Source organism: Kribbella orskensis, assembly GCF_004342085.1.
Taxonomy (GTDB): Bacteria; Actinomycetota; Actinomycetes; order Propionibacteriales; family Kribbellaceae; genus Kribbella; species Kribbella orskensis.
In genome coordinates this window covers 61,044-77,917 of record NZ_SLWM01000030.1, presented here as the reverse complement: position 1 = coordinate 77,917, position 16,874 = coordinate 61,044, and the positions used below count along the sequence as shown (strand labels likewise).

Annotated in this window: 14 protein-coding genes; 8 read left to right on the top strand and 6 right to left on the bottom strand. The window is 69.4% G+C overall.

The window, feature by feature from the left end; genetic code table 11:
• The 5 genes from EV644_RS44960 to EV644_RS39815 form a co-directional block, all read left to right on the top strand.
• Nucleotides 1–306 (top strand): hypothetical protein (locus EV644_RS44960; RefSeq protein WP_199240288.1); only part of this gene is annotated, 306 nt, incomplete at its 5' end.
• A gap of 1,436 nt (nt 307–1,742) precedes the next feature.
• Nucleotides 1,743–2,672, top strand: coding sequence for an ABC transporter permease (locus EV644_RS39830; RefSeq protein ID WP_132196173.1), 930 nt, complete (start codon nt 1,743–1,745; stop codon nt 2,670–2,672).
• Nucleotides 2,672–3,670 (top strand): ABC transporter permease, encoded by a 999-nt coding sequence (locus tag EV644_RS39825; RefSeq protein ID WP_132196171.1) that lies wholly within the window; start codon nt 2,672–2,674, stop codon nt 3,668–3,670. The genes EV644_RS39830 and EV644_RS39825 overlap by 1 nt, the downstream gene beginning before the upstream one ends.
• Nucleotides 3,663–4,709, top strand: a complete 1,047-nt coding sequence (locus EV644_RS39820) for an ABC transporter ATP-binding protein (RefSeq protein ID WP_132196169.1) — start codon at nt 3,663–3,665, stop codon at nt 4,707–4,709. Before EV644_RS39825 ends, EV644_RS39820 begins: the two co-directional genes overlap by 8 nt.
• Nucleotides 4,706–5,752 carry an ABC transporter ATP-binding protein gene (locus EV644_RS39815; RefSeq protein ID WP_241999361.1) on the top strand — a complete coding sequence of 349 codons (1,047 nt, stop codon included), beginning with the start codon at nt 4,706–4,708 and terminating at the stop codon, nt 5,750–5,752. Before EV644_RS39820 ends, EV644_RS39815 begins: the two co-directional genes overlap by 4 nt.
• 110 nt (nt 5,753–5,862) lie before the next feature.
• Here EV644_RS39815 and EV644_RS39810 read toward each other — a convergent pair whose 3' ends face one another.
• Both EV644_RS39810 and EV644_RS39805 read right to left on the bottom strand, forming a co-directional pair.
• Nucleotides 5,863–6,360 (bottom strand): phosphatase domain-containing protein, encoded by a 498-nt coding sequence (locus EV644_RS39810; protein WP_132196167.1) that lies wholly within the window; start codon nt 6,358–6,360, stop codon nt 5,863–5,865.
• Between the two features lie 6 nt (nt 6,361–6,366).
• A complete protein-coding gene (locus tag EV644_RS39805; RefSeq protein WP_132196165.1) occupies nt 6,367–6,957 on the bottom strand; it encodes a GNAT family N-acetyltransferase in 591 nt (196 codons plus the stop codon).
• A 148-nt stretch (nt 6,958–7,105) separates the two neighbouring features.
• On the opposite strand from EV644_RS39805, the gene EV644_RS39800 reads away from it, so the two are divergent.
• Together EV644_RS39800 and EV644_RS39795 are read left to right on the top strand one after the other, a co-directional pair.
• Nucleotides 7,106–8,236: a metallophosphoesterase family protein gene (locus EV644_RS39800; protein WP_132196163.1), complete on the top strand. Its 1,131-nt coding sequence runs from the start codon at nt 7,106–7,108 to the stop codon at nt 8,234–8,236.
• Nucleotides 8,233–11,010, top strand: coding sequence for an AAA family ATPase (locus EV644_RS39795; RefSeq protein ID WP_132196161.1), 2,778 nt, complete (start codon nt 8,233–8,235; stop codon nt 11,008–11,010). The genes EV644_RS39800 and EV644_RS39795 overlap by 4 nt, the downstream gene beginning before the upstream one ends.
• Nucleotides 11,011–11,120: 110 nt before the next feature.
• Here the strand turns inward: EV644_RS39795 and EV644_RS39790 are convergent, their stop codons facing one another.
• The 3 genes from EV644_RS39790 to EV644_RS39780 form a co-directional block, all read right to left on the bottom strand.
• Entirely contained in the window at nt 11,121–11,744 is a 624-nt protein-coding gene (locus tag EV644_RS39790; protein ID WP_158293078.1) for a class I SAM-dependent methyltransferase, read from the bottom strand.
• Nucleotides 11,745–11,811: 67 nt separating this feature from the next.
• A complete protein-coding gene (locus EV644_RS39785) occupies nt 11,812–14,106 on the bottom strand; it encodes a hypothetical protein (protein ID WP_132196157.1) in 2,295 nt (764 codons plus the stop codon).
• A 91-nt stretch (nt 14,107–14,197) separates the two neighbouring features.
• Complete coding sequence (locus EV644_RS39780) at nt 14,198–14,926, bottom strand: alpha/beta fold hydrolase (RefSeq protein ID WP_132196155.1); 729 nt, start codon at nt 14,924–14,926, stop codon at nt 14,198–14,200.
• 182 nt (nt 14,927–15,108) lie between these two features.
• On the opposite strand from EV644_RS39780, the gene EV644_RS39775 reads away from it, so the two are divergent.
• Entirely contained in the window at nt 15,109–16,119 is a 1,011-nt protein-coding gene (locus EV644_RS39775; RefSeq protein WP_199240287.1) for an aldo/keto reductase, read from the top strand.
• A 37-nt stretch (nt 16,120–16,156) separates the two neighbouring features.
• On the opposite strand, the gene EV644_RS48000 is transcribed toward EV644_RS39775, so the two are convergent.
• Nucleotides 16,157–16,807 (bottom strand): DUF6624 domain-containing protein, encoded by a 651-nt coding sequence (locus EV644_RS48000; RefSeq protein ID WP_369410614.1) that lies wholly within the window; start codon nt 16,805–16,807, stop codon nt 16,157–16,159.
• Nucleotides 16,808–16,874 lie beyond the last annotated feature (67 nt).

Below are 16,874 nucleotides of genomic sequence, written 5' to 3'. Positions count from 1 at the left end.
CGCGACCGCGGAGCGTCGGACAGCGCTGCCCGCAACCACGCCCACCACCCGGCACCCACCACCACCGAGAACACCCCGGCCGCGCAGTTCGACCCGTGGGCAGACACCGACCCGCCCGATCCAGCCTCCGGCAACCACACCCGTCCACCCGGCGACCCGACCCCGGGTCCCAGGGCGCTGCACCACGCCGGCAACCCGGTACCGACCACGATCGATGACCGGGACGAGCGCACTTCCGACGAGCGAGATCTCGGACGCGGCCGCCTGGATGATCGAGGCGTCCGGCTTGAGGTCGGGGATCGGTGATCCGGCCCCGGCGCTCGAGGTCGGGGGCGCTAATCCAGCGACGGTCACCACCGAGGACGCTGCCACACGGTTCGACCCATGCAACGACCTGGACCGAGCTTCCGGGCGGACGGACACCACTCCGCCCTTGGAACGATCTGTTCCTACCGGACCACCACTCCGCCAACGACTCGTTTGCCCACCTCAGTGAGGACCTCGCTGGCAACTTGCACTGAACCGCCCGAGCCGTCGCAGGCGACCCCCAGCGGGAGTGACTCCAGGCCGGAGGGCTCCGGCTGGTGGGCGCGCCGTCGCGGCGGCGGAGATCACCGACCGTACTCCGGGCGCGAGGCGGCTGTGGCGCGACAGTCGGTGCTGCAGATTGCCGCAGGTGGAGGTGCGCAGTCGGCCTACGGGACGGGCTCGCCCTGTAGTGGCACAGTGCGGCGGCAGCACCGTGCCACGCGGTTCGCAGCGGCGGCATCGTGGCACAGGGTTCGCAGCGGCGGCATCGTGGCACGCGGTTCGCAGCGGGAGCGCCGTGCCCGCAGTTTCGCAGCGGCCGCACCGTGCCACGCGGTTCCCAGCGGCGGCATCGTGGCACGCAGTTCGCAGTGGCAGCGCCGTTTCGCAGCGCCAGCACGGTGCCACCGCAGGTGTCCGCTCGCCGTCAGCATCAGGGCTCGGCGCCTGCACAGCCTTCTCGATCGGCGGGCGATACTCGGCCCGCGATTGGGGTCACCTGCCGGCCTGGGGCTGTTGCTTGCGGAGCTCCCAGCAGGCTTGCGGAGCGCCCAGCAGTGTGGGCGACGGCGACACATTCAGGCGGTCACCTTTCCAAGCCTCCGGACTCGGCCGTGGCACGCGTGTGCGCCGGTCTGGCCAGCGCCGCGTGGATATGGCGCCCCGGGGTGCTTGTGTGTGTCGCCGGGCTGGGGCCCTGTGTGCTCGCGCCGCTCTCCGTCGCTGACGCCTACCCTGACGCGGCTCCTGCGTCGCCATCGACAACGGCAGGTGTTCTGCTCCTTCAGTGTTCGCGCAGGGGCCGGTCCCTGTGGCCACCGCCCCTCGGCGGCGGCTCATCTGTCGTCGCCCGCAGCGTGTGGTGTCCCGGATGGACACGCGACTATCCAGTACAGCTAGAACCGCGCACACAGCTTCATCGACACCTGGATCGCGGCTGTCCTAGGCACGGATCCTCTCAAGGTCCTTCCGGTCGCTCAACGAATCAAACGGTGATTGCCTTGCCCAAGGAGACTCCGGATTCGGATCCTCCAGCTGTCGTAAGCGACGACCGAAGAGGAGCGACAGAGCGGTGGGTGGAGCGGCGACGGAATACACCTAAACCCCACTGGAACGATTGACTTTCTCGTCATTCAAGACGGGACCTGGATGGTGGGAGACTCTGGCCTACCGTCATTCGGCTGGAGTCGAGGCCATTGTTGTCAGGAGTGCTCGTGAGTTCCTCGGTCATCGCGACCGTCTCACCGACCCGGCAGGCCCTTCGCCGGGTCCGCCGGGATCGCAGCGCCCGGTTCGGCGCGTGGCTGGTGGCCGCGTTGATCGTGATCGCGGTTGCCGCGCCGTTGCTGGTCAAGCTGTCCGGCCAGGATGCCTATACGTACAACATCGATCTGCTCGATCCGGCCAAGGGCGGAGCGCCGAAGGGTGCGCTCGGCGGGGTCAGTGCGGACCACTGGTTCGGGGTCGAGCCGCTGACCGGCCGGGACCTGTTCTCGATCGTGGTGCTCGGGCTGCGGACGTCGCTGGCGATCGCGATCGTCGCCACCTTGATCACCACGGTGGTCGGCACGCTGGTCGGGATCAGTGCCGCGTACTTAGGCGGCTGGTACGACGGGGTGGTGTCCCGGCTGCTCGACTTCCTCTTCGGGTTCCCGCAACTCGTCTTCATGATTGCCCTGGGCATCATCGTGCCGGCGGAGTTCCCGCGCTGGTTGCTGCTGATCCTGGTGCTGAGCGTGTTCGGCTGGGCCGGCCTCGCGCGGCTGATCCGGGGGCAGGCCAGGTCGCTGGCCACCAGGGAGTTCGTCGAGGCGGCTCGGTCGGCCGGGTCCACCGGCTGGCACGTGATCACCCGTGAACTGCTGCCGAACCTGCTCGGCCCGGTGCTGGTGATCGCGACGATGGCGATCCCGGGGTACATCGGCGCCGAGGCCGCGCTGTCGTTCCTCGGGGTCGGAGTGCCACCGCCGACACCGAGTCTCGGCCGCTCGATCTCCGAGTCGATCGTCTGGGTCTACACCGGCACCGACCCGTGGTTCATGGTCTTCCCCGGCATGATGCTCTTCCTCGCCGTACTCGGCTTCACCCTGCTCGGCGACGGCGTCCGCGATGCCGTCGACGTGCGGCTGCGGAGGACGACCTGATGCCCGACCTGCTGTGGTTCGTCCTCCGCAGGCTGCTAGCGACCGTGCTGGTCATGCTCGCGCTGAGCCTCGCCGTGTACCTGATCTTCTACGCGATCCCGGCCGACCCGGCCCGCCTCGGCTGCGGCAAGCCCTGTACTCCGGACCGGCTGGAGCAGGCGCGGCACTTCATGCAGCTCGACCAGAGCGTGATCCAGCAGTACCTCGCCTTCCTGCGGGGGATCGTTGCCGGCCGCACCTTCGGGGAGGGATCCGCTGCGGTCCAGTGCGACGCGCCCTGCTTCGGGTACTCCTTCCCGCTGGCTCGTTCGGTCACCACGCTGATCGTCGACCGACTCCCGGTCACCGCGTCCATCGCGATCGGGGCCGCAGTGCTGTGGCTGCTCCTGGGGGTCTCGCTCGGTGTCGGCGCGGCGCTCAAGCGCGGCAAGCTCTTCGACCGGGTGGCCGTCGGGTTCGCGCTCATCGGCATCGCGGCCCCGTCGTTCCTGCTCGGGCTGCTGGCGATCCTGGTGTTCGGGTCCTGGCTCAACATGGTCCCGGTCAACGGGTACGTGCCACTGACGGAGAGCCCGGTCGACTGGGCCTGGCACCTGATCACCCCGTGGCTGGTGCTGGCCGCGATCCAGGCCGCGGCGTACATCCGGCTGACCCGGGCACAGATGCTCGAGGAGATGAATCTGGACCACATCACCACCGCGCGGGCCAAAGGCGCGGGCGAGCGCCGGGTGGTGGCGATCCACGGACTGCGCGGCGTGCTGGTGCCGATCGTGACCATCTTCGGCCTGGATCTCGGCGCCCTGCTGGGCGGGGCGATCCTGACGGAGAAGGTGTTCAGCATGCAGGGCCTGGGCGAGTTGCTGATCAGCGCCGTCGCTCAGCTGGACGTGGCGGTAGTGGTCGGCGTGACGCTGTTCTCGGCCTTCCTGGTGATCCTGGCGAATCTGGTGGTGGACGTCATGCACGGTGTGCTCGACCCGAGGGTGGGCCATGCCTGACAAGACCGCGAACAACCAAGCCGCCACCCACTACAACGGATCACCAAGACCCGTTCTCGAGGTCGCCGACCTGCACGTCACCTTCAAGACCGAGGCCGGGCTCGTCCCGGCCGCCTCGGGGATCGACTTCTCCGTCGCACCGGGCAGGACGTTCGCGATCGTCGGCGAGTCCGGCTCCGGCAAGAGTGTCAGCTCGGCCGCGGTGATGGGCCTGCTGCCGCCCAACGCCGACGTGAGAAGCGAGGTGCTGCTCGACGGCCGCGAACTGATCGGCCTGTCGAGCGAGGAGCTCCGCAGGATCCGCGGCAACGACATCGTGCTGGTCTTCCAGGACGCGCTCTCCGCGCTCAACCCGTACTACTCGGTCGGCTGGCAGGTCGCCGAGGCGTACCGCCTGCACCACGACGTCTCCAAGAAGGAGGCGCTCAAGCGCGCGGTGCGGATGCTCGACCTGGTCGGCATCCCGTCCGCGGAACAGCGCGCCAAGGCGTACCCGCACGAGTTCTCCGGGGGAATGCGGCAGCGGGTCGTGATTGCCATGGCATTGGTGAACGACCCGAAGGTGCTGATCGCCGACGAGCCGACGACCGCGCTCGACGTCACCGTGCAGGCCCAGATCATGCGGCTGCTGGAGGACGTGCAGGCGGAGTTCGGCACCGCTCTGGTGCTGATCTCGCATGATCTCGGAGTGGTCGCCGAGGTCGCGGACGACGTACTGGTCATGTACGCCGGACGTGCGGCCGAGCGTGGTTCCGTGAAGGACCTGTTCCATCGCGCGGCTCATCCGTACAGCCTCGGGTTGCTCGGCGCGATGCCGCGGGTGGACGTGCCGCCGCGGCCCAGGCTCGCCACGATCCCGGGCAGTCCGCCGTCGCCGGGCTCGATCACCACCGGCTGCCCGTTCCAGCCGCGCTGCGCATACGCCCACCTGGTCGGAGAGCGCTGCATCACCGAGCGCCCGGAGCTGACTCCGCGACCCGGCGAGGGGTACCACGAAGCCGCCTGCCACCTCGGTCGCCGACCGGAGGTGATGCTGTGAGCACGGACGAACTGCTCCACCTCAAGGACGTGAAGAAGTACTTCGGCCTGCGCGGCGCCCCCTGGCGAAAGTCTGGTGCCGTCAAGGCGGTGGACGGCGTCAACCTCGTCGTACGCCGGGGCGAGACCGTCGGGCTGGTCGGTGAGTCAGGCTCGGGCAAATCCACGTTGGCCAGGGTTTCGACGCGGCTCCTGGACCCGACGGCCGGCACGGTCGAGATCGGCGGCAAGGACGTCACCCGGGTCCGCGGTCGCAAGCTCCGGCCGGTCCGCCGCAAGATCCAAATGGTCTTCCAAGACCCGCAGGCTTCGCTCAACCCGAGGCAGTCCGTCGGCACCATCCTGACCACGCCGTTCCGCGCGCAGGGGATCCGCCCGACCCGCGCACAACTGGTCGAGCTGCTCCGGCAGGTCGGCCTGTCCGAGGAACATCTGGAGCGCTATCCGCACGAGTTCTCGGGTGGCCAGCGGCAGCGGATCGGGATCGCTCGCGCGCTGGCCGTGAAGCCCGACCTGCTGGTCTGCGACGAGCCGGTGTCCGCGCTCGACGTGTCCGTCCAGGCGCAGGTGCTGAACCTGCTCGCCGACCTGCGCGACGAGCTCGGACTGTCGTACGTGCTGGTCGCGCACGATCTCGCGGTGGTCTCCCAGGTCGCGGACCGGCTCGCCGTGATGTATTTCGGCACGATCGTGGAGGAGGGACCGGCGGCCGAGGTCTACTCGGCTCCCGCCCATCCGTACACCCGCGCGTTGCTGTCCGCCGTACCGGTGCCTGAGCCGGGCGCCAAGCGCGAGCGGATCGTGCTGACCGGCGACGTGCCGACGCTCATCGATCCGCCGTCCGGATGCCCCTTCCGCACCCGGTGCTACAAGGCCGAGGACGTCTGCGCGACGACCCGGCCGGTGCTGGAACCCGTCGCAGGTGGCGAGCACCGGGTCGCCTGCTACTTCCCGGAGGGCGACGTGATCAACCAGCGGCTGAGCGCCGACGCCGGCGACGACACGTTCTCCGCCACCACCGGTACGTCGGTCCCGCCGCGCTGATTCCGACGGTCACCGGCAACCCGGCGGTGAAGGCCCGGGTGGCCACCTCGCCGTCCGGCGCGCTGCAGTACCTCGCGATGAACAACAAGCGCTACCGGACGCAGTACCGGTCAGGTGCGGCCCTCGGACTCCTGGGCCTCGAAGAGGGTGGGCTGGGTCTCGGCATCGAGCCCCCAGTCCGCCCTCATCACCGTGTACCCGGCCTTCTCGGCCGCGTCGCAGACCTTGACGTCGTCATCCACCAGTACTGCGATCCGCCGCTCCTGCGCGAGCGTCCTCAACCGGGCCAGCTTCATCACGGCCGAGGGACGGCGGTCGTTGTTGCCGCGCATCAGCAACTTGCCCTCGGGGAAGCCGTTGTCCTCGAGCCACTTGACGGTGTCCCGCCGGAGCCGCTCGGGCCGCCCGGACAGGTAGACGATGTCGTGGTCCGCGGCCAGTGTGGTGGCAACCGCCAGGCCCTCGTCGAGCACCGCATCGTCCTTGGCGTGCGCGAAGAACGACCCCCAGTCCTTCGGGCGCTTCTGCAGGAAGTGGACCCGCTGACTGGTGTCGGACAAGGTCGCGTCGATGTCCAGTACGGCGTACGGGCGTTGGTCGTCAGGCACACCGCATCATCTCAGGAGGCCGCCTTCCAGGTCGCGCGGTCCAGATCGCACGGTCGACTCCCAGGTCGCGCGGTCGACGGCGTACTCGACCTCGCCGTGCTCCGTGCCCGGCAGGGGGTCGTCGAAGTGCAGGTGGAAGACGCGGACGAACCGCAGCCCCGACTTCACCATCACCCGCCGGGACTTGGTGTTGACGGCCATCGTGTCGGCGACGACCCGCTCGATGTCGAGGTCTGTGAAGGCCTTGTCGATCAGCGCGCGGGTGCCCTCGGTCGCGTAGCCCTTGCCCCAGGCAGACCGCTTCAGCCGGTAGCCAACGCCGGCCACACGCTGCTCCCCGGTCGGTTGCAGCCCGAACCACCCGATGAAGGCGCCGCTCGACTTCTCGTGTGCCGCGAAGGTGCCGCGCCCGGGATGCGTCTCGTACGTCGCGAGGATGCCCGGCAGCACCTTCTGCTCGATCTCGTCGCGGGGCGTCGGCTGACCGGTCAGGTACCGCATCACCTCGAGATCGGAATCCAGTTCCACCAGCACCTCGACATCCCCCGCGGTGAACCGCCGCAGTACCAGCCGCGCGGTCTCGAGATAGAGGTCCATACCCGCGATCCTTGCCGCCGTGCGGTTCACCCTCAACCGCATTTCACCGCAGGGAGTCCGAAAAAGTGTTCGGATGGCGGGCATCCCGGGGGTTGTGGGTGTGTTGGTTGGGTGGTTGTCGGTGGGGCGGGTTAGCGTTCTCACCGCGATGAACGACTCGATCACCTTCCTGCACAGTTCCGACTGGCAGCTGGGCATGATGCGCCGGTTCCTGGGGCCGGACGGTCAGGCCCGGTGGGCCCAGGCGCGACTGGACGCCGTCATGCGGATCGGCGAGGTGGCGAACCAGACCGGCGCCGCCTTCGTGGTGGTGACCGGAGACGTGTTCGAGCACAACCAGGTGGAGCGGCAGACGATTCTGCGGGCCTGTGAGGCGCTGAAGCGGATCGAGGTGCCGGTGGTGCTCCTGCCGGGCAACCACGACGCGCTCGAGCCGGGCTCGCTCTGGACGTCGTCACAGTGGCTCGGCCACGCGCCCGAGCACGTGAAGGTCGTGACCGACACGCTGCCGCTGGAGATCGTGCCGGGCGTCGAGATCGTCGGCGCCCCGTGGCGCTCGCGGCGACCGGTGTCCGACCCCGCCGCCCCCGGGTACGCCGATCTCGCGCCGGCCCCGGCCGGTACGAAGCGAATCCTGCTCGCGCACGGGCAGCTGACCAGCCTCAGTGGCGGGATGTCCGACGTACCGACCATCGACCAGACGTCTCTCGAGGCGGCGGTGACCGACGGGCGGCTGCACTACATCGGTCTGGGAGACCGGCATTCCACCACCGAGGTGACGGACCGGATCTGGTTCTCGGGCACGCAGGAGGTCACCGCGCCCGAGGAGACCCATCCGGGCAACGTGCTGAAGGTGACGCTGACGGCCGACGAGATCGAGGTGGAATCGATTCGCGTCGGCGCCTGGCACATGGTCGAGCACCACGCGGAGTTGTACGACGAGGAGTCGCTGACGGCGTTGGAGGACTGGTTCGCCGAGCTCCCGGAGAAGGAGCGGACCTACGTCCGGCTGGCCGCGGACGGATCGTTGCCGTTGCCTTTGCTGAGCAGGCTCGACGCGATGGTCGACGCGCAGGGCGAGGTCTTCGCGAGCGTCGAGCGATGGGCCAAGTTCTGGACGGTCCGGCCCGCTCCCGACGCGGCCGACCTGGACGCGTTGCAGTTGAGCGGTCCGGCGCGGGCGGCGATGGAGGAGTTGCGCCAGGCGCTGGCCGGCGGTGACGAGGGCGCCGGCGCGGCCCTCACCTTGATGCACAGACTGGCGCGGGACGCGGGATGAGGCTGCACAGTCTGACGCTGCGGAACTTCCGTGGCGTGAAGGACCGTACCGTCGACCTGCCCGCGATCGGGACCACCGTGGTGGTCGGCGACAACGAGGTCGGCAAGTCCAGCCTGGTCGAGGCGTTCGCGCTGGTCTTCGACTTCCCGGACGACTCGAAGTCGACCCGGATCCGCGACATCCAGCCGGTCGGCCAGGACGTCGCCCCCGAGGTGACCGTCGAGCTGACGCTGGGCGGCCGCGAGCTCGCCTACACCAAGCGCTGGCTGAAGAACCGGTCCACCGAGCTGTCCATCGTCGACCCGGACGGCCGGCGCCAGACCTGGACCGGCCGCGAGGCACACAACGAGGCCGAGCGGCTGTTCGCCGAGAACGTCGATCCCGTGCTCTGGCAGACGTTGATGGTCGGCCAAGGGCAGTCCCTGGTGCTGCCGACGCCGGCCGATGCCGAGCCCCTGATCACCGCGGTGACAGCGGAATCCGGTACGCCGGTCGACGGCGCGTCCATGCCCCTGGTGACCGCGGTGGAGCACGAGTACCTCCGCTACTGGACCCGAGGTGGTCGCCCGCACGGCGAGTACGCGAAGTCCGCTGCCGTGGTGGCGACGGCCGAGCTCGCCGCCGAGCAGGCGTTGAAGGCGATGGACGAGGTGGTCGCGGACATCCGCCGGGCCGAGCGTCTCGCCCTCGATCTGGACGACCTGTCGAGCCGGCTCGGCGATCACCTCAAGTCGGTCGAGGACCTGCGCGAACGCAAGAAGGCGACCGACGAGATCCTGCTCCGCCGGGACTCGATCCGGAGCCGGGCGGAGACGGCCCGGGCCCGGCTGGAGAACCACACCCGCACGCGCCTCGAGCGGGAGCGCCTGCTCGCCGACGTCGAGCGGTTCACCAAGGCCGATGCGGAGCTGGCCGAGCGGCGTACCGATGCGGAGACGGTCGCTCGCAAGGCCGCGGACACCGTGCACACGGCGGAGGCTGCCTTGGCCGAGGTCGTCGAGCTGAAGGACGAGCGGCGCGCGCAGGTCCAGGATGCGGAGCGACTCGTCTCGCTGCTGATGGATCGCGCCGAGCTCGATCGGTTGACGGGCCAGCAGGCGGAGCTGGTCGACGTACGGGTTCGCATCGCGGCGGCAGGGACCGTGCTCGACGGCATCAAGGTCGACGATGCGACCGTCGCCGAGCTGGAGGACGCCCGCGCCAAGGTGGTCGAGGCCCGCGCCGCACTCGCCGCCGGAGTACCGGAAGTCCTGGTACGGCGGGCCGGTGCCGAGGCGGTCGAGTTGTCGGGCACCGGGCTGGACGCGGGTTCGGGGAAGAAGGTGCCGGGCTCTCTCGCGGAAGACGGCGAGATCGAGCTGCTGGTGTCCGGCGAGCTGGTGGTCGGCGTACCGGGGCAGGTGGAGGTCAAGGTCCGCGCGGGTGGTGAGGCCGCGACCCTGCGGGCTCGGGTGGACGAGGCGGTCCGGCGCGAGAAGGACCTGCTGAAGAAGGCACGGGTCAAGGATCTGCCGGCGGCGCGAGAGTTGTTGCGCAAGGGCGATCTGGCGTCGGCCGAGTTGCAGGAGGCCCGGCGTACCGAGCGCTCGTTGACCGCGGGCGGCGACCCGGCGGAGCGGATCGCCTTGCTGGCGGCGCGGCTCGGGATCGTCGAGGGCGAGGAGCCGGCCGAGGAGCGCGAGAGCAAGCAGCCCGCGGTCGAAGCCGTGCCGGGGCAGATGTCGCTGTTCGAGCAGTTCGAGCCGGACGAGAACGCCTTCGACTTCGAGGACTTCGAGGTACCGGCGCCGATGGATGTCGCCGAGCTCGCGGTGGCGCAGCGCCGGCTGGAGGACGCCCGGTCCGAACTGGCCGAGGTGGAGCGGCTGCTCGCGGACGCGGAGTTCGCGGCGGCCCAGGCGCGCAAGGCGGCCGACGAGGATCGCTCGGAGGCGCAGCAGGCGAGGGCGCGGGCCGAGCTGGCGGGGGAGCGGTTGACCGCTGCTGTCGAGGCCCTGGAGGCGGCTAGGGCGGTGCTGGCTGACGAAGACGTCGACAGCGCTGAGGTCGAGGCGACTGCGGAGGTCGAGTCGGTGCTCGATGAGCTGACGGCGGTTCAGGAGCAGGTGGATGCTGCCGGGGCCGACGAGGTCGCCGGCGAGTTGGCCGACGCGCTGGCGGTGGCGACCCGGTTGCAGGGGGAGCGCGATGTCCTGCGCGATTCGTTGCGGACGACCGAGGGTCGGCTGGAGCAGTCGGGACGGGACGGGCTTGCGACCCGGCGGGACTCCGCCGAACTGGACCTGGCCGCGATCCGGGCCGAGCACGAGTCGCTGAAGCGGCGGGCCGATGCGGCCAGGCGGGTCTACGAGACACTCGGGCGTCACCGGGCCGAGGCGCAGACGAAGTACTCCGAGCCGTTGCAGAACAGGATCGAGGCGCTCGGGCGGAGCGTCTACGGGCCGAGCTTCCGGGTCTGGCTGGACGACGACCTGGCTGTCGCCGAGCGCGAGCTGGACGGCGCCCGGCTGCGCGTGGAGGCGTTGTCCACCGGCGCGCAGGAGCAGTTGGCGATCATCACCCGGCTCGCGATCAGCCACCTGGTGAGCACCGGCGACAGCAGCGTGCCGGTGATCTTCGACGACGCCCTCGGCTGGTCCGACAAGGGCCGCCTCCGCGACATGGGCGCCCTCCTCGGCCGCGCCGGCGACCACGGCCAGGTGATCATCCTGACCTGCATGCCCGAACGCTACGAACACGTCCCCAGGGCGACCTTCATCAAGCTCGAGGCCTGATCAGACGCACCCGTCTCGGCCAGGCCCACCCGCCTCGGCCAGACCCGGCCGGCCGAGTACCCACCCGTCACTCGGCGCGGCCGCCCTTCCGGCACTGAGAGGCCAGGGCCCTATTCGGCCCAGGATCCGGTCGGCGCCGTCATCGTCATCATCCAGTAGCTCGCTGGAATATGGGTGGCATCGTTGACGACCTTGCCCTCGACCTGGCCGAACGACTGCAGAGCGAGTTTCTCGAACGCCGCCGGCTCCCGGACATACTCGCCGCGGTCGTTCTCCGACATCCACCGCGAGATCCGGCCCTGGGTCGGCTCGAAGCAGGTGTCGAGGCTGATCACCCGGCCGCCGGGACTCAGCACGCTCGCGGCCAGGTTGAGCAGATCGGTGCACTGCTCGTCCGACATGTGATGCAGCAGCCCGAGCAGCAGCACCACGTCGATCGGCGGCAGCGCCCGCGCAGCGGCTTCGTCGAAGATCCCGCAGTGGAAGCTGGCGTTCTCACCGCCGAAGCGCTGCTTGGCCCAGTCGATGTACGGCGCGTCGGTGTCGAACCCGTGGTATTTCACCGGTTGGGGCAGACGCGGGAAGTAGTACGCAGGACCGCAGCCGACGTCCAGGACGGTTTCACCCGGCCGGATCTCCTCGATGCAGCGGTATCGCAGGCGGTCGGCGCCGACGATGCGCTGCAGCAGGACGTAGGCGGGCACATGCCTGAGAACGCTTTTCAGGCCCTCCATTGGGTATCTCCTCGCTCGGGGATGGATCATGGTCCAGGGTCTGGACACGCTAAGTCAACGAACTCGTTCAGTCCCTGAGCTTATAGATGATGATTTGCCCTAGCGTGTACCGCCGGTCTGCGAGTCGGTCGAGCGTGCGCTCGGCGACCGTGCCGGCCCGCTTGTCCGCGAAGACCCAACGGACACCGTAGTCGCGGCGCAGGGTCTCCAGCAGGTCAGGTGTTGGCGCCGTGAGTGCCTTCGTCGTCAGCTCTACCCGGTCGGGCCAGGGCGACGGCAGCAGCCTGTAGTTGCCGTCCGCCTCGCCTTGGTTGGCCAGCGACTGCTGCGTGTAGGCCCAGCCCTCCATCAGCGTCCGGTGACCGCCTACACCGCTCACCAGGTACCCACGCGCGTCACAGGCCGGACGAGGCGGTCGCGGCAGGCAGGCAGTGTTCGTCACGACCACGTCGTACCGTCCCGCGTTGCGCTCCAGCCACAGCGCGGCCTGGATCTCGTCCGTCGTGAACCGCGGTGCCGCCGAGGCCGGGAGCTGCCGAGCCTCCCCGGTGAGCGCATCCGCCGCATTGCGCCACTCCAACCAGGGCCGGCTGGGCAGGGCGAGGCCGACCGCGACGCACATCAGCAGGGCCAGGCCGAGGCCACGGACCTGCGGACGAACGGTGCGAAGGACAAGCCAGCCGAGCAGCCCGACCGCGAGTGCCGCCGCAAGCCACAGCATCGGCACGGTGACCGCCCGCGTGATCTCCGCCGGGGAGACAGGTCGGGCGTCGATGTTGCCGAACGACTTGATCGCCAGAGCGAGCGCCGCGCCGGCCAGCAGGCCACCGGCGATGATCACCCGGCGGGCCACGCGGCGGCGTCCGGTGACCGCGCCGTGGATCACGTATCCCGCGGCGACGGCGGCGAAGGGCAGCGCGCTGCCGAGGAAGTAGAACTGGCCGAAGCCCGGATGGTCGACGACCAGGAATCCGAGCATGGCGGCGATGAGCGTGCCGACCAGCCACCACTGCGCCGGATCGGTACGGGTCCGGCGCTGTGCCAGACCCAGGAACGCCACGACCCACACCGCCCTGCTCACCACGATGGACACCAGGATCGCGATCGCCCAGGTCAGCGTCTGCTGGTCGGCGTCGCGGAGTCCTTCGACGATCCATCCGCCCGGCGCTGGAAGGGCGGTGTCACCGGTCAGGGCGGTGTATCCCTGGAAGGCCCGCAAGGCACCGAACAGGCGCAGCGGAGTACCCGCGGTGCTGCCCGCCACAGTCAGCATCGACGCCACCGTCACACCGACCAGTGCGACGCCGACGCCGACGGTCGGCCAAGGGATGCGCCTGTTCCGCACCAGCAGGAACAGCGCCGCCAGGCCGGTTCCGCCGAGCAGCAGCGGCACAGCTGTGGGCTTGGAGCCGGCGGACACGCAGACGACCAGCAGCACGATCACCCAGGACAGTCGCGGGGCACCGCGGTACAACGTGCCGATCAGCAGTGCCGCGGCTCCGACACTGATCGTTGTCCCGAAAGACTGTGACGGGCTCAGGAACACGAGTGGCGAGGCCCCGAGACCGCCGACGAACTTCCAGATCGCGAGCCGCTGGACGACCGTCGTCAGCGCGACCGCGAGCGGGGCGGTCCACCAGGCACCGCTGACCTGGCGCGCAAGTGCCGCCACCGCGAGGACGAGCCCGATGATGATCGGGGCGAACCACAGTCTGAACAGCACGAATCGGGGGTCGATCCCGGCGATCTGTGCGGCCGACGCCAGGTGCGCGTCGGCGAACCAGTGGTACTGCATCGTCTCGCCCGCCACCTGCGGGATCTGCGGCGGGACGGAGCGGCCCAGCTCGTGCACGATGCTCAGGTGCCAGAGCATGTCCTGGTAGTAGCCGCCGCCGTACTTGGGGACCGGCGAGGCGCTGACCGAGCCGCCGTAGTACAGCAGCAACGTCGCCGACAGGAGGAGCGCCAGCGTGGCGCCCCAGGCGAGCGGCAACCGCGGCGCGTCCTGCGCCCGCCAGCTGCGCCGTAACCGCGGTACCGCGGCGAAGACGATCAGCACCGCCGCAGGCCACGCCACCAACCACTGCTGTATCCCAGCGGCCGTGAACAGGGCCCACCCCAGCAGCTCGTAGGAGAGCCCCACGACGATGCCGATGCCCACGTCCTCCGGCCAGGTCCGCCGGCTCGGCGCGAAAGCTCGCAGCAGCAGCACTCCCGGCAGGACCACGCAGCCCGCGAAGTAGGCCGAGTAGCGGAGGATGTCGCCGTTTCCCACTCCCGTGCCTGCCAGTACCCAGTACAGGGTCGCCGCGGGGAGCAGCCAGACGAGCGCACCCAAGAACAGTGGCTTGGTAGACCTCACAGACCCGTCCTTCATGACGCGGAATCGCTACGTCCACCAAAGCCGTGCGCACCCTTGGTGAGGGGAATCAGGTCGGACATAGTGGTGGAGCCTAACCGTTGCTGTCAGCTGTTGGATCGAGCGCGGTCATGAACTCCTCGAAGTGTCCGTACCAGACGCTGTGTCCGGCTCCTTCGATCGACCTCACGGTGAAGCCGCAGGCCTCCAGCTCGGTCGCCCTTTCGGCGGAAACATAGTGGCTGGGCTCTGCTCGGATCAGCAGCGACGGCACCCCGGTAGTCGTGACTTCTGCAGACCGGGCTTGATTGCTGTAGGCAACCTCCAGGGCAACGGCCGTACCGACATCGAACTGCCGCGCAGCCTCGGCTTCAACCCGGCAGTCCTCCTCGGACCACCCCGGCTTACTCTGCCGCAGCCAATCGAACGTCCTGCCCGCCTTCGCCTCGCTGAACCTGCTCCACAGCATGTCCGCTGTCTGACCAGGCGTCGGCCCTTCGAACGGAACGTCCACATACACGGCCCTCGACGGCTGCAGAGCGGGCAACGCCTCCGCCAGCACCACCGCTCCCAACGAGTGTCCGATCGCCAGCTCGGGTCGCGCCCCGACCGACTCCACCACCGACGCGGCGAACAACGCGAGGTCGGCGTCAGGCGCCGTCGGCGAATTGCCGTGGCCCGGAAGGTCGAGCGCGATTGCCCGGTAGCCGCGGTCGGCGAGGGCTGGACCCACGCGATGGAACTGGTCTGCTGAGCCCATCATCCCGTGGAGCAGAACGGCCAGGCGAGGGCCGGAGCCCCAGGTTCTGCTGGTGAGCCGCATCTGACGAGGGTAGGGGAATTGGGGTTGACCTGGAGTCCACTCCAGGTAGCAGGGTGGGGGTAGTGAGAGTCGCGGAGGAGGGCACCAACCGCCGCCTCGCGACTGACCGAATGACAACCGACGATCAGGCACACGGGCATGCGTGCTGCCGTGGTTTCGCATGCCCGCGGATGGAGGAGTAGATGATGGCAGCAACGACAGGACGGCGGCTCGGACGGACCGGACGGAGTACCAGCGCACTGGGAGTCGGATGCTGGGCGATCGGGGGACCGTTCGAGTTCAGCGGGCGGCCCGCCGGCTGGGGCGAGGTTGACGACGAGGTCAGCATCCGGATGATCCACACCGCGGTCGACGCCGGGATCCGGCTGCTGGACACGGCCGACGTGTACGGCGCCGGCCACAGCGAGCGGGTGGTCGGCAAGGCCCTGGCTCAGCTACCCGAGAGCGTGCGGGCAGAGATCGTGGTGGCGACGAAGTTCGGCAATCGGTTCGACGAGACGACCCGCAAGGCCAGCTCGCAGCAGGTGACGCCGGCCGTCATCCGGGACGCGTGCGAGGGGAGTCTGCGCCGGCTCGGCGTCGAGGCGATCGATCTGCACCAGTTGCACGGCGGCGTGGACACGCCGGCCGCGGCTGACGACGTGGTCGCGACGCTGGAGCAGCTCGTTGCCGAGGGCAAGGTCAAGAACTTCGGCACCAGTGTCGACGACCCGGCGATGATCGCGACCTTCGGCAAGTCGGCGGACGCCGTCAGCGTGCAGACGCAGATCAACGTCTTCGGTCACCGCGCCGAGGTCCTCACCGCCGCTCACGAGCAGGACTTCGCGGTGCTCGCCCGGACGCCGCTCGCGATGGGCCTGCTGACCGGCAAGTACGACCTGTCGAACCGCCCGGCCGCGGACGACGTACGGCGGGACACGCCGTGGTGGACGTACTTCGACGACGACCCCATGGCTGACTGGCTCCGTCGTCTGGAGGCGGTTCGGGAGCTCCTGACCACCGACGGCAGGACGCTCGTCCAGGGTGCACTCGCCTACCTCTGGGCGCTGGACCCGGTGATCATCCCGTTGCCCGGAGCCCGTACTCCGGAGCAGGTGGCCGAGCACGCGGCCGCGATCGCCATCGGCCCCTTGTCCGACTCGACCAGGACCGAGATCGACACTCTGCTGGCCGGCTCGCCCGAAAGGCTCTGACCGCACGGACCGCCACCAGCATCCCTGGTGGCGGCCCCTAGGTCTCCGGCCAGGGCTCCGGCGCGTGTCCCGCGGCCGGGAGAAACCTTTCGCCCTCCGCTCGCCGCCGAGCTTCCTCTGCCAGCGAGATCAGCCCTACCCCCGCCCGCCGCCGCTCGATCCCCACGTGATCGAATCCGGCCGGAAACACCGCTCGACCATCCCGGACGGAATAGGCGGACATCAGCACGGCGTACTGCGGCCTCTCGTCCCGCCGCTCGCACAGCGAGTCCACCACGTGAGCCAGATGCCGGGGATGAGCCTCACCAAACCCGACGGCTTCCCTCAACAACGGCACCACCGCGGCCTGAAACGCCAGGTTCTCCGCCGTCCCCAACGTCGGCACCCCGGACCCTGCGTGCTGCAGGATCAGCCACGCAGCATCCACTCCCTCAACCCCAACCACCGACCGCCCCGGCCACCCACGCCCCTCCACAACCTCCCGCAACCACGCCACGTTCCCCCGCACAACCTCAACCACACGCCGTACCGGCCCCGGCGCTGTTTCCACCGGCGACCACTCGAGCAACGTGTACGGCCAAGGACTGACCGGCCGAGCTCCAGACCTCAGGATCGGCAGATCCCGATAACTCTCCGCAGCCGCAAGAAACGCTTTCACGGCCGCACCATCAGCCTCCGCCCGCCGCATCAGCTCAGCTCGGAGTTCGTAATCCATGGACGGACTCTAGGCGCGAAACCTGCTGGCGGATGCCCAG

Bases quoted from the DNA above. Each gene is read 5' to 3' on its own strand.
- EV644_RS39825 (WP_132196171.1), top strand. From the start codon at position 2,672: ATGCCCGACCTGCTGTGGTTCGTCCTCCGCAGGCTGCTAGCGACCGTG.
- EV644_RS39820 (WP_132196169.1), top strand. From the start codon at position 3,663: ATGCCTGACAAGACCGCGAACAACCAAGCCGCCACCCACTACAACGGA.
- EV644_RS39805 (WP_132196165.1), bottom strand. From the start codon at position 6,957: ATGGACCTCTATCTCGAGACCGCGCGGCTGGTACTGCGGCGGTTCACC.
- EV644_RS39800 (WP_132196163.1), top strand. From the start codon at position 7,106: ATGAACGACTCGATCACCTTCCTGCACAGTTCCGACTGGCAGCTGGGC.
- EV644_RS39795 (WP_132196161.1), top strand. From the start codon at position 8,233: ATGAGGCTGCACAGTCTGACGCTGCGGAACTTCCGTGGCGTGAAGGAC.
- EV644_RS39790 (WP_158293078.1), bottom strand. From the start codon at position 11,744: ATGGAGGGCCTGAAAAGCGTTCTCAGGCATGTGCCCGCCTACGTCCTG.
- EV644_RS39780 (WP_132196155.1), bottom strand. From the start codon at position 14,926: ATGCGGCTCACCAGCAGAACCTGGGGCTCCGGCCCTCGCCTGGCCGTT.
- EV644_RS39775 (WP_199240287.1), top strand. From the start codon at position 15,109: ATGATGGCAGCAACGACAGGACGGCGGCTCGGACGGACCGGACGGAGT.
- EV644_RS48000 (WP_369410614.1), bottom strand. From the start codon at position 16,807: ATGCGGCGGGCGGAGGCTGATGGTGCGGCCGTGAAAGCGTTTCTTGCG.